Here is a 13,171-nt window from a genome sequence, read left to right on the forward strand (position 1 = left end):
TGTATTAATAATCATAATCCAATCCTAATGTATTTCTTAATTCATTCAGCGCAGGATTTTTCTCTGCCAAAAACCTAAATTTATCTGCTTGGGTATAAATCAATGTTTTGTTTTCTACCTCAGCCACTACTACTTCCAGATGAATCGTCGTATTATGAAGAACCTTTCTTAGATGATTAAGAATTTCTGTCCGTAAAGTAGTCGTTAATAAATCTACTTGAATATCATTATCTACTTCTATGTGAATAGTCGTCCCTTTTAGTGTAAAAGGTCTGTTTAAAATTACGAATTCGCTAAAACGTTCTTTTTCTTCTAAATGCTTAACCAAAGCATTCCATGCTGTTTGTAATTCTTCAAATGTAAAAGCCTTATTTTGCTGAATAGCAGCAGGCTGTGCTATCGTATTGACAGGTTCCTGAGCCGCATTAATAGGCTTACCGAGCGTAGCTGTACTTCTTAATTTACCAATTGGCGGAGCGATAGTTTGGGTTTGGGGAACACTTATTGGGTTAGAAGTTTGTACAGTGGTACTTGCAACAACTTCATTTGCCTTAGTTTCGTTTTCCTTACTCCCTAAATCCTTTCCCAGGCCTTCGCCCTCCGTAGCTGGTAAGGTGGCTAAGTTCAATACTTTTGAAATATTGGCTAGTTTCAATAAGCAAATCTCAACATGTAGCTTTTGATTTTTAGCCGCTTTATAGTTTAAGTCACAAGCAGAGCCGATGCTTAGAGCAGACGCTAAAAACGAATAAGGAGCTTTAGCCGATTGTGCCAAATACTTGGCTTGTACTGATTCGGATACTTGCAATAATCTGACTGTAATAGGGTCTTTGCAAACTAATAAATTACGGAAATGCTCTAGTAAACCTACAGTAAACTGATGACCATCAAACCCTTTTTTCAAAATTTCGTCAAAAAGTAAGAATGACTCAGAGATATTACTATTCAGTAAAGCCTCCGTCATTCTGAAATAGTAATCATAATCCAGAATATGCAAATTATCCAGTACTTCCGAATACCTCAAAATGTTATCTTTTGAAAAAGTAACATTCAAATCAAACATCGAAAGGGCATCTCTCAAGCCACCATCTGCCTTTTGGGCAATTAATTCCAAGGCATCATTATCAGCTTCTATGCCTTCTTGCACAGCAATTTTAGATAAATGCTGTGTCATATCATGAATTTGAATTCTATTAAAATCAAATATCTGACAACGTGAAAGAATCGTCGGTAATATTTTATGCTTTTCGGTGGTAGCTAAAATAAAAATTGCATATGAAGGCGGTTCTTCTAATGTTTTCAAGAAGGCATTGAATGCACTCGTTGAAAGCATGTGCACCTCATCGATGATATAAATCTTGTATTTACCAGATTGCGGAGGGTAACGCACTTGATCAATCAAGCTACGGATGTCATCAACAGAATTGTTTGAGGCAGCATCTAGTTCATGAATATTAAAAGAGGCATTATTCTGAAATGAACGGCATGATTCGCATTCGCCACAAGCTTCTGCTTCTTCGCTAAGGTTCTGGCAATTAATAGTTTTAGCTAAAATTCTGGCACAAGTAGTTTTTCCTACTCCACGAGGACCACAAAACAAGAAAGCTTGCGCTAAGTGGTTGGTACGGATAGCATTTTTGAGCGTAGTGGTAATGTGCGACTGACCAACGACGGAATCAAATAATTGCGGGCGATATTTTCGGGCTGAAACGACAAAGTTTTCCATATACAAATGTAAGTACAAGCGTACGATATTTCAAATAGGAATAAGAGGATGTCGATTTTATGGATTTAGTTTTAGCATAGCATACTGATGGTTATGCCTCCAAGTCATGCCGTCAGTAAATAAAATTGCCCTACAAAATCAATTTTGCAGGGCAATTAAAACTTATAAAGTATGATGGTTTATCTTTCTCCCCAAAGTGCTATTACTGAAACCCCCAAAACTCTGTTAGTAATATTTAGATTTACGTTATCAACAGTATTGGCAAAGCCATGTGTATAATTTACATTGAGCCTTATTCCCTCTATTACTTCATAACCAACGATTAGGTTTATGCCTAAATCAAAACGGTTTGCTTTGCCTTTACTAAAATCATAATCATAGCTTTTACCATTTAATGTTCCTTTTCCATTGATAGCATAGGCACCATATATTCCACCTCCAAAAGTGAGATTCCTACTTATTTCATACAAGAGATTTACTGGAAGTTCAATATAATTTACAGTAGCTTTATCGGTAGTTGGCTTTTCAGAAAAACCTTTCTGTGAAAATAAAAGATTAGGCTGAAAAAGAATTTTATCAGTAAATCTACTTTCTAATAAAGCACCAATATGAAAAGTAGTGATAGCGTCTCCAGAGCTTGATTCATTTCCTGAAGTCACGTAAACATTGGCTATATTAGCTCCGCCTTTAATACCGATTCTGGTTTGGGCTTTTGAAGTAAATATGCAGGTAATAAGAAGTATTATTAATAAAAATTTATTGATCATTATAATGATTAATTGAGAGGATTTAAAAATAATTAATGCCTTTATATTCAAAAAGCTCAGCAAAATCAAATTTGCTGAGCTTTTCGAATATAAAATTATTAGAATTATCTAGTTCCGAAAAACTTAGTAACTGAAATACCAATTACATTATTTTTTATATTTAAAGAATTGGTGTTATCAATGTTGTTAAGACCTAATGAGTAATTAGCGCTTATTCTTAAACCATCAATTACTTCATAACCAGCAGTGAAATTTAGACCATAATCTAAGTGTTTCAAATCACCATTTTCTCCAAATTTTATATCTTGTGAGTTTACTTCATTAGGATTAGTAGTTTTATCCGTTACAACAGCTGTACCACTTAATCCATACCCTAAATATGGACCAGCACCAATCGTTAAATAATCTACGACTTCATATACTACATTTATAGGAAGTTCAAGGTAACTATATGTAGCTTTTTGAGATACCAATCCTGCTATATCTAGATTAAAGCCTTTTTGAGAAAATAACAAGTTAGGTTCAAGAAATAATCTATCAGCTAATTGAGCTTCTATAACAGCTCCAACATGAAAAGATGTGATTGACTTTGAATCGAATGAAACACCTCTAGAAGAAACTGAAGCATTAGCTAAATTACCACCGGCTTTAATACCAAAACGAGTTTGAGCTTTAGAGGCGTAAGAGAAAGCGATTAAGCTTAGGATGAGTAGAAACGTTTTTTTCATTTGTGTGGGTTATTTTAAATGTACGAGTGTAAAATAATTTATAATACTGTACAAAGGTAAAGTAGAAAAAGTAATCTACAAATAAATTACGTTGTAAAAAAGTAATTATTTTTCTTAACAAGTTGATTATTAGTGTATTATTTCGCTTGTTTTTTATTATACGGTAACTCAATCAAAAAACTTTTTTACCAAAATGTCAAAAACTTCTATCAGAATCAAGATGATTACAATCCATTCTAATCGCGTGCTTTCTCGGTTTTGTAATAAATCTGTGAAGAGCTTTAGGTTTTCCTGAACAATCTTTAGTTTGTAGTCAATATCTTGATAACGCATTTTTAAATCAAGATTTCTTTTTAACCCCTTGTCTATACGTTCTAAATCTTCATTTTCCCACACAATATCTGGCGCATCAAAAATGTAGAGATTATCGATAATACTATTCTTAATGTTGAGTGTTCTGCCGATAAATTTCAATAAATCCTTTTTTGAATGACTGAACGTACCCGTTTGTTCAAGCTCATCAGTGAATTTTTGTGAATCCTGAAAGATTTCTAACGTCAAAAATTCATAATAATCTAAGGCTACAGATTGCCCGATATTAAGCATTACAATTCTAATTGAATCTTCGGTAATTTCGGGAATAGTAATAGAATTATGACGAAGAATAAGGGCTGTTTGAGCCTCCATTTGAAGGTGAAAGTTTTCTTCAAACTTTGCGGTGACAAGGTCTTCGGCAAAAGTTTTTACAAATTTCAGAAACGCACTTTTCTCTAAATCATTAAATCCGCCAAATACAACCACACCATAACTTAGTAAATAGCAGTATTTATTTTCTTCTTGTTTATAAAAAAGTTCAGAATTATTAAACAACAAAGGTTCGTTGGTATATTCGTTTCTAAACTTTTTTAAATTGATTACTTCTGATACTTGGTAGGCTTCAATTTTCATAATGATAACGAGATGGGATGGACGAGCCACCCCTTTATTTATTTTCTTCGAAATACCAATTTATATAAACACTACCATCTTACTTGTCCGTCACCTGTAATCACCCATTTCTCAGTCACTAATTTTTCTAAAGCAAACGGCCCACGAGCATGTAATTTTTGAGTTGAGATTCCAATTTCAGCACCCAATCCAAACTGTCCGCCATCAGTAAAACGGGTAGATGCATTGGTGTAAACCGCAGCGGCATCTACTTCAGTAGTAAATAGTTCAGCAAGCTTTTCATTAGTAGTTAGAATAGCCTCTGAATGGCGCGTAGAATGTTTACGAATATGGATTAATGCCTCCTCAATATTTTTTACAGTTTTGATAGAGCATTTAAAATCAGTAAATTCTTTCCCAAAATCATCGTCTTGGGCTTTTTGTAAATAAGGATAATTGCTTTTTGACAATACTTCGAAAGATACTTCATCTGCAAAAATCTCTACTTCAGCTTTAGCAAAATCCTGAACAATTAAAGGTAGAAAAGTAGGAGCGATGGCTTCATCAATAATAATGGTCTCTAATGAATTACAAACCGATGGTCTTGATATTTTAGCATTGGCTACAATTTCTTTGGCTTTTGCTAAATCTGCCGAGCTTTCTACATAAGTATGACAAACACCCGCACCCGTTTCGATGGTAGGTACTAACGAATTTTTACGCACAAATTGAATCAAAGAGGCTGAACCTCGCGGAATAATTAAATCCACAAAACGAGTAGCTGTCAATAATTCTTTTACCAATTCTCTGTCGGTTGGTAAGAGCGTAATACAAGCTGGATTGATATTAAATTCTTTTAAAACTTGATGAATTAAGCTCAACAAGTATGAATTAGTATCAAAAGCATCTGAACCGCCACGTAATACCACCGCATTCCCAGAACGAATACACAGTGCCGTTACATCAACCGTTACATTAGGGCGTGCTTCATAAATAACTCCGATTACACCCATCGGAACAGCTATTTTTTTGATTTTTAAACCGTTATCTAAGGTTTTTTCTAATAAAGTTGCACCTGAAGGGTCGGGGAGTACCGCTATTTCTCTTATGCTTTCTGACAAGGCTTCAATACGACTTTCGTTTAATACCAGTCGGTCATACTTAGGGTCAGATAAATCCATACGGATTAAATCTTTTAAGTTTTCAGCGATGATTTGAGCTTTGTTTTCTAATAAAACCACTGCCAAACGCTCCAGAATTGCTTTTTTCTTTTCATCCGTCAAACGTCTCATTTCTCCAGATGCCGCATGGGTTTTCTCTAAAATCGGAATGATTGTTTTTGGAAGGGCTAAAGTTTCAAGTTCCATTGTTTTTCTGATTAACAAAATTCTGTGTAAAGTTCGCAAAGTTTTTAGAATGTATCAGGATTTTTTGTAATATCGTTTGAACAAAGCCCAATATATTCATGGAAATCAAGAAGAAATATTCAAATGGAGAAGTAACCGTGGTTTGGCAACCTTCAAAATGTATCCATTCTACCATTTGCTTCAAAAGCTTGCCTACTGTTTTTAATCCTAGGAAACGTCCGTGGGTAACATTAGAAAATGAAGATACTAATACTATTGTTGAACAAGTAAAAGCTTGCCCTTCGAGTGCTTTAAGCTACTTTATGAATGATGAAGGTAAACAAGAAAACCAATCTACAGTAACTACGTTAGTAGAAGTACTACCAAACGGACCATTGTTAGTTTATGGAAACTTAACCGTAAAAGATAACGAGGGCAATGAATCCATGAAAAGCCAAACAACTGCCTTTTGTCGTTGTGGAGGGTCGAGCAATAAGCCTTATTGTGATGGTGCACATGCGAAAATTGCTTTTGAAGGTTAGTTAAACAAGACGTATCATTTCAAAAGCAATATGCGTGTCAAGTTTGATGTATTCTCTGTTGAAGAAAGATAAATAACGTTTCATTAATCATGCTAGAACAAAACGAAGCTAGGATATTTCTTGCAGAAAAAAGAGGACTTACGATTGGAACAAATTTCAGAAGATTTCATACGTTCAATGATGAGCCGTATGCTGAGAAAGGTAGCATTCCTTTTGGAAACTTAAAAGTATTGAATGATGAAGTGCTTGAGCCAGAACAGACGGATTTTATTTTCTTTCCAAAAGAAGATGCTGTCTTAATCCTTCTTCCTATTGTTGGTGGCTTAGCTATCAGAGGTCATCAAGAGACAGAATATATTGTTGCTGGGCAAGTGATGATACTTACAAGAAAGATGGGCGATGTAGTTATCCTTGATAACCCTTATCCTGATCAATCAATCAATTTTTTACAACTACAAATAAGCATTAGCAATATTGATTCACTAGCTAATACAAATGATATTATTAATCTTTCGCTTGAAAATAAAAATCAATTATTAAGTTTTGGGTCTACCACTATCCCAATGTCCATTGGTCAATATGATGGACGCAATGAGGGAGTTTATCAATTGGAAAATCCTAGCAATGGCTTGTTTGCTTTCGTAATTGAAGGTGCTTTTGAAGTACAAAACAGGCTTTTAGAAAAGAAAGATGGACTGGCTTTATGGAACTTAGCTATTGATACCAAGATAGAATTTGAGGCTCTTTCAAACAATGCAATTATCTTATTGATGGAAGTCCGATTAAATTAATTTTTTAGGCTAGCCAATAAAGCTTTCTTAAATGGTGTATTCTGTGATGAACCCCCTAAAATGTTGATCAAATGAAAAGAATAGATTTTTTAAGAAAAAGCTTTGGCTCTTTAGGTGCCGTAGCGATAGCCGTTCCCTTAATAACAGCCTGTAAAGAAGATGATATAGTTGCTAATACAACTACTACAACCACAAGTGGTACTGTAGATACTACTGTTACACCGTCAAGTTGTTCAGTCACAAACTCTGAGACAGAAGGCCCTTTTCCTACAAAGTCTCCTGCTACGCTAGTTACTAAAGACATTACTTCGGACAGAACAGGTACCCCCCTGACCATCAATATTGTCATCAGAAATGTAAACAATAGCTGTAATATTTTAGCCAACGCTATTACAGATATTTGGCATTGTGATGCCGCAGGTGAGTATTCAGAATACGGAGGAACGGGTATGCAAAAAACGAATTATACTTCTGTACATTTTTTAAGAGGAAGACAAACCACTGATAGTACAGGTGTGGCTAGTTTCAAAAGTATCTATCCGGGCTGGTATTCAGGAAGAGCGCCACATATTCATGTCCATGTATATAATGCATCGGGTACATCATTATTGGTTACACAAATTGCATTTCCTGAGAATATTAGTGCAGTAGTATATGCACAAGGCGTTTATGCCAGTCATGGACAAGCTGATACTAAAAATGCTACAGATAATGTTTTTGGAGATGGTTTTACTAATGAAATGTCAACAGTGACAGGCAGTGTAGCAGATGGATATGTATTGGTTCATACGATTTATGTAAAGGCTTAGGCAATCAACTATTCATATTCATGAAAGAGGTTTTGGATAATACTTTCCAGACCTCTTTTTTAAATTATAACATATAATGCCACAAGGACAAGTAAGATTTGCGTTTAGAATTGTTATTAATCAACATTCGCGTACTGCATGGGAAAAATATGTTTGGGAAAGTACCTATCAAGAATTTTTGATGCAATCTCAGCTTTATAATAATAAAAATGAGCCGCTACTTACCTTCAAAGAAATACTTAGTAAAGACGAAAGTGCTGAAAAACTACATTTTTTGGTAAGCATGGCAGCGCATCCCTATATCCTACAATGGAAGGGTAAAATATATCACTTGGCTGATAACCTTGGTAATAACTTTATGCCCTTCAATAACTACCAAATGGATATTATCGATTCCAGTATTAAAGACATCAAGGCGCATGAAATAGGCATCACGTTTTATACTCCTTTGGTTTCTTTAATTGATATTTGGGATGGTCACTATTTGATTTCTTTAGATGAAAATCTTCAAAATATTAGCGAAGGACTATCTACCATGTTGTTTAAATTACAACCTCGTTTATCAGTCGCTTTTTATAAGCCAAGTTAAAAGTAACTGTTTATTTTTTTAACAATTTCACTCTTTCAACAGGGATGCCGTCTATTAAATAATTCAATATATAAGTGCCAGCAGAAAGGTTTTCTAAGCTCACCGATAGCTGATAAGTATTACTTGTCTGTATTTCATTTACTAAGGTTTTTATTGTTTTACCGTTGATGTCATACAAAATGATTGAAACATTCCCTTTCTTAAATACCTGATAATCAATCGTCGTTTGACTTTCTATCGGATTGGGGAATACTCTAATAGGTTGCTCTCTTTCTGCCATATTTTCATTGCCTAATGTCAAGGCAAATGTTTGAAATTGTGTATCCAACCACATAGTCCGTATTCTAATCCATTCTTTTAGCCAATTGACTTCATCCTGATAAGTAGAACCTACGTAATAATTGGGCCATACATACTTACCCAAAACATTAGGCCATTTATTGAAATTTCTTTTCATGGCTGGCTCTAACCCACTGGCAGTAGAATCAATCCATTTATTAATGTTTTCAGTATTGAAGGTAGTTTTACGAAGTGCTTCCCAACGTTTTACTGTTTTGGTTTTGAAGATAGAATCCTGCGCTAATTGTTGCCACCAAAAGGGAGCAGGGTATATATCACCTTTGGGCAAAGCGATTTCGTTAACCTTGTATTGCCAGCCCGTAGATTTATAGCCATCATAATAATCAGCATTGCCAAAGGCTAGATTGTAGTCCCACGCAGGTCCCATTTTCAATTTACCACCTTTTGTGATTTTTTCTTTATAGAAAAATGTGCTTAATCTGTATCCATCTACATTTTTGACAAATTCAGTAATCAAGAAATAGTCGATAAACGTATCTAAATCGCACATTTCACGCCATTTTGCTTGTGGACTCTTAAAATCTGGTGCTAGCAAAGCTGCTTCAAAATCATTGACATATTTTTGGATATAGTCGAATTGAGGTTGGCTAATATCCGCATATTTTGGATATTCTACCTGAAAGAATGTTTTGTAGTTCCCGAAAGGAGTGGTAGTATTGTTAGTCCAGTTTTTAGAAGGAGAGCCAGAAGTTTTATCTAATTTCAAAATATAGCCTCCCGTCACATCGTCGCCAGTATTATCGGTTATTTTTAAGCTAGAAATATCAACCCGATTTTTATCTCTTTTGATTTTTTCCATCAAAATGTACAAACCTTGATAGTCATTATTCACCAGCATTTCGCAGTAACGAGTACGTGTAGCATATCTACCCATTTTATTGACTAAGTCATACGTCAATACATCACGCATCAACGTCTTATCATTATAAGTGGCGTTAAGCACCCAATCTGATTCTTCGGGAAAATTGAGAAAACTAATTTTACGACTTTTGCCAGTGGTATCCGCCCAAGTTTCAAAGCCATAAGGTTTTTTAGGGAAAAGGTCTTGAGAAGAAGACCCCCTTAGTTCGATACCAATAAGTCCGTTGTAAACATTAGGAATATCATTTACATTGTTTTCCCCCCCTTTGTCATTATGAATTAGCTGCATTGTCGCTAATATTTTGGGTTCGTCAACAATATTTCTTCCTTTGGTATTGACTTTTAAAATAGGAAGATTTGAAGTAGTCAAAATTTGACTATTCCCTGAATAGAAACTAAACGATAATAAAATAGATAATACACAAATTGACTTATTCATATAAACTTTAGGATATTTTAAAAATCATATCCCAAAGTTATATAAGAAATTGGACTTTGTATCTCTTTATTATCTAACCCCCAGCCCAAGTCATACTTTACAAAATATCCTAGTATGGTAGTTCTTGCACCTACACCATAGCCAACCAAGAATGGATTACGAAAATCCGTTACTGTTGCTTGAAATGGGTTAGTAGAAGGCCCTTTTACGATGGTATTAAAACCATTTCTTCTAGAGAATGGACTAGCACCTGTCCAAGCTGAACCCACATCAGTGAAGCCAGTTAACTGAAGATTTTTGAAGAAATTATTATAAATCGGTCCACTGTATAAATATTTAGCAATAGGTAATCTTACCTCAAAATTAAATAATAAGTGACTTGTTCCTGATAACTTGTTGATGTTAAAGCCACGCAATGAAGTAGCATAGTCTAATAAAAATATATCTTTATTATCGATTTGTGGCTCTTTTGTATTGGCAGTTAAAGGATTAAAAGGATTTTTAGTATCACCACTTCTATCTTGATACTGAATACCAAGCCAGTTATCCATACCTCCCATTACAGTTTGTTTCGGAGAGTTTCCAAAAGAATGTCCTCCCGACAATCTTGCAGCGATAATAGTGCCTTTCCCTAGTTTTAGATAATGACGTAAATCGAGATAGATTCTATTATACCCATCCATAGAATTGGCTAGACCAGTATAATGTTCAATTCGGGCTCTAAACCTAGTTCCTTCCAACATATTTACGCCGTGACTGATGGTATTGTCGTAAACAAGTTCAATTTTACCGCCTAAATAAGAAGAGAAACCATCGGGAGTCGTCAAATCTGCCAAATTCAAAAACCTGTTTGTGGTAAATGAAGGCGTTGCCGTAATGCGGGTATTAGTATTAATAGGATAGGAAGCTGCTACTGAAATTCTATTAAAATGATATTTATTAATAGTCGTTGATGTTTCTTCTGAAATTGAACGACGGTCAAATCTTACACTATAATCTATTCTATTCGCTAAATACGAATATTCACCCCATAAATCAGAGTTTTTCAAATTTGGCGTAATAAATATCCCTCCTTGAAGATGGTGGTTTTCAAGCAAGTCATTCATATTGATGGTTCCTTTCAATCCAAAGCCTCTTTGCGGAAGCGGGTCAACCATAAAGTCAAGGTCGGTATTATTAACAACAAAAGGGTTGTTATAATCTGTCGGAGCCTTTATTTTAATATTTTCTTTACGATTTTGCTTCGCTAAAATGATTTTCTCTACCTTATTTCTTTTATCATTTTTCGGTGCCTCAGTACTATTTTGTCCTGAATTTTTTGGAACAGAAGTAATATCAAACGTATAATCGTTTGTATCTATTTCTCCTTTATCAAGTATTAATTTCGGAGTTTTAACAGCAGTATTTGCTGTTTCAGTAGTTGGTGTTGATGATGGCGTAGCGGGTTTTACAGGATTATAAGCCGCCTGATTGATGCCATAAAGCCTTACATTTCTAAGCGTGTATGGAACATTAGTTTTAGGACTAAAATCAGCTTGTGCCTGATAGGCGATAATATCCTGATTTTTTTCTAAAAATTTGTATATCAAGCTATTAGTGCTTGCTGTATAGTCGAAATCTTCAATGTTATTTCTGAAATTACTTACTTGCGTTACGGTAGAATCTCCAGCAGTTAAACGATAAATATTTTTGATACCACGCTCATCACTTAAGAAATACACCGTACTTCCGTCTGATACGATAGGTCTGGTAATCGTTCCTAGTGAATCAACCAAACGCTTTACCGTTTCTTGCTTTGGCTTGCCTTCGTGTAAAAATAAGTTGAAATGATTATTAACTTGCTTATAGGTTCCCTTATCAATATCTAAAGAATCTTTCAATCGGTTTGAGGTAAAAATAATCTTACCCGCATTGCCTACAAATTGTGGACTTAAATCATCATACAAGTCATTTGTTAATTGCTGTACTTTCCCTCTCGGAATGTCATAAAGGAACAAATCGTTTTGTCCTTTACTGATGGCACTAAGTACTACAGTGCTACCATTATCAGAAATATCAAAATCTTGAACTTGGTCAAAATCACTCAATACTTTTCTGGTAAAAAACTTACCTGTCAAATCTTTCTCTGTAATATCTGTAAATACACTTAGTACCACATCGCCTTGGTTCTCATAAATAACAGCCAACGACCCGCCTTTTGTCCATGAAAGCAAAGGCGTATTATAATCTACAGACTGCTTAAGTGTTTTATAGCCCGCCGTAAGCAACAAGGCTTTCTTTTTAGTTTTTACATCCAGTATTTCTATACTCGATTTGCCCAGCTCATTTCTTGAATAAGCAATAAAAGCGCCGTCTGGGCTTATCTTGAACTTGCTGATTTTATCAAAACTATTGAATTTGCTTTCGTCTATTTTTAAATCGTATTTCAGCGCCTGATAGTTACTATTATTGATAGCATCATTCATCACTGAATAATATTCACGCCAATCTTTCAAAAATCTAGAAAAAGGAACACCAATAGTACTAGAAATCGATGTTTGTTCATTCCTAATGATTCTGGTTAAGTTCAGAATATTGGCAATATTATCCTTTCCATATTTTTCAGCAATATAAGTCCAGATAGACTGTCCTACTAGTTCAGCCTCTCTGCCACTCGCTAAGTTGGGTCTTTTTAAATATTTATTGTTGATAGCATCACGCATATAAGTGTCTACTTCGGTATTCCATCCTTCAGAAATATAGGCTGTAATGCCACTCATATACCATTCAGGCACACTTAGCAACAAAGAGTTTTGTAAAGATTCTTTGATACTTCCACCATATAGCATATCATGGACAAAAACATGGGCTACTTCTTTGGTAATATGCTTTTTGAAGCTCTCGGCATTGCCAGAATACGCGATTTCGATTCTCGATTTTGCCAAATTTTCCTCACGAATCTCTCTTTCGCTTGAAAGGTTTAGCCCCACGTTACTTTGATTGAGGTCTTGTGTGGCATTATACACAAAAATCTTTGTTTTTGTAAATGGCGAATAGCCTAGAATTTCAGTAATTCTATCGAATTCTGATTCAGCCAATTGAACGGCCAAAGTAGCGGTCTGCTGCCCCCCTTCGTAAAAATAAATTTCAAAATTTTGCGAAGCCAGTACCTTCCATTTGAACGGACGGTATTGAATACGGTTTTTACCGAAAGGTTCTTGTGTAGGTAAAAAATTCTGAGCTAATGAACAAAAAGTAGTCAGAATAAATATTATTGGTAATAGTTTTCTCATTGTTTTAGGACGAA

At 34.9% G+C, this 13,171-nt stretch carries 11 protein-coding genes; 4 read left to right on the forward strand and 7 right to left on the reverse strand.

Features of this window, described 5'->3' with window-relative positions:
* Positions 1-4: 4 nt before the first annotated feature.
* The 5 genes from J2Y60_RS04440 to J2Y60_RS04460 all read right to left on the reverse strand — a co-directional run bounded on the left by J2Y60_RS04440 (position 5) and on the right by J2Y60_RS04460 (position 5,515).
* Entirely contained in the window at positions 5-1,726 is a 1,722-nt protein-coding gene (locus J2Y60_RS04440) for a DNA polymerase III subunit gamma/tau (protein ID WP_309913856.1), read from the reverse strand.
* A 179-nt stretch (positions 1,727-1,905) separates the two neighbouring features.
* The gene (locus J2Y60_RS04445) at positions 1,906-2,493 is read right to left on the reverse strand and encodes a porin family protein (RefSeq protein ID WP_309913859.1); all 588 of its coding nucleotides are present in this window, start codon (positions 2,491-2,493) and stop codon (positions 1,906-1,908) included.
* Positions 2,494-2,597: 104 nt separating this feature from the next.
* Complete coding sequence (locus J2Y60_RS04450) at positions 2,598-3,221, reverse strand: porin family protein (protein ID WP_309913861.1); 624 nt, start codon at positions 3,219-3,221, stop codon at positions 2,598-2,600.
* A gap of 168 nt (positions 3,222-3,389) precedes the next feature.
* Positions 3,390-4,169 (reverse strand): RMD1 family protein, encoded by a 780-nt coding sequence (locus J2Y60_RS04455; RefSeq protein WP_309913864.1) that lies wholly within the window; start codon positions 4,167-4,169, stop codon positions 3,390-3,392.
* A 71-nt stretch (positions 4,170-4,240) separates the two neighbouring features.
* Positions 4,241-5,515 carry a glutamate-5-semialdehyde dehydrogenase gene (locus J2Y60_RS04460; RefSeq protein WP_309913868.1) on the reverse strand — a complete coding sequence of 425 codons (1,275 nt, stop codon included), beginning with the start codon at positions 5,513-5,515 and terminating at the stop codon, positions 4,241-4,243.
* A 98-nt stretch (positions 5,516-5,613) separates the two neighbouring features.
* Here J2Y60_RS04460 and J2Y60_RS04465 point away from each other — a divergent pair, with 98 nt between their 5' ends.
* The 4 genes from J2Y60_RS04465 to J2Y60_RS04480 all read left to right on the forward strand — a co-directional run bounded on the left by J2Y60_RS04465 (position 5,614) and on the right by J2Y60_RS04480 (position 8,225).
* Positions 5,614-6,036 carry a (4Fe-4S)-binding protein gene (locus J2Y60_RS04465; protein WP_309913870.1) on the forward strand — a complete coding sequence of 141 codons (423 nt, stop codon included), beginning with the start codon at positions 5,614-5,616 and terminating at the stop codon, positions 6,034-6,036.
* Positions 6,037-6,125: 89 nt separating this feature from the next.
* Positions 6,126-6,827 carry a hypothetical protein gene (locus J2Y60_RS04470; protein ID WP_309913873.1) on the forward strand — a complete coding sequence of 234 codons (702 nt, stop codon included), beginning with the start codon at positions 6,126-6,128 and terminating at the stop codon, positions 6,825-6,827.
* Positions 6,828-6,898: 71 nt separating this feature from the next.
* Positions 6,899-7,636 (forward strand): intradiol ring-cleavage dioxygenase, encoded by a 738-nt coding sequence (locus J2Y60_RS04475; RefSeq protein ID WP_309913877.1) that lies wholly within the window; start codon positions 6,899-6,901, stop codon positions 7,634-7,636.
* Positions 7,637-7,712: 76 nt separating this feature from the next.
* Positions 7,713-8,225, forward strand: a complete 513-nt coding sequence (locus J2Y60_RS04480) for a hypothetical protein (RefSeq protein ID WP_309913880.1) — start codon at positions 7,713-7,715, stop codon at positions 8,223-8,225.
* Positions 8,226-8,235: 10 nt separating this feature from the next.
* Here J2Y60_RS04480 and J2Y60_RS04485 read toward each other — a convergent pair whose 3' ends face one another.
* Both J2Y60_RS04485 and J2Y60_RS04490 read right to left on the reverse strand, forming a co-directional pair.
* Complete coding sequence (locus J2Y60_RS04485; RefSeq protein WP_309913884.1) at positions 8,236-9,885, reverse strand: CotH kinase family protein; 1,650 nt, start codon at positions 9,883-9,885, stop codon at positions 8,236-8,238.
* A 17-nt stretch (positions 9,886-9,902) separates the two neighbouring features.
* Positions 9,903-13,157: a hypothetical protein gene (locus tag J2Y60_RS04490; RefSeq protein ID WP_309913887.1), complete on the reverse strand. Its 3,255-nt coding sequence runs from the start codon at positions 13,155-13,157 to the stop codon at positions 9,903-9,905.
* Positions 13,158-13,171: the final 14 nt, after the last annotated feature.

It is taken from the genome of Arcicella sp. BE140 (genome assembly GCF_031456255.1).
Classification (GTDB): domain Bacteria; phylum Bacteroidota; class Bacteroidia; order Cytophagales; family Spirosomataceae; genus Arcicella; species Arcicella aquatica.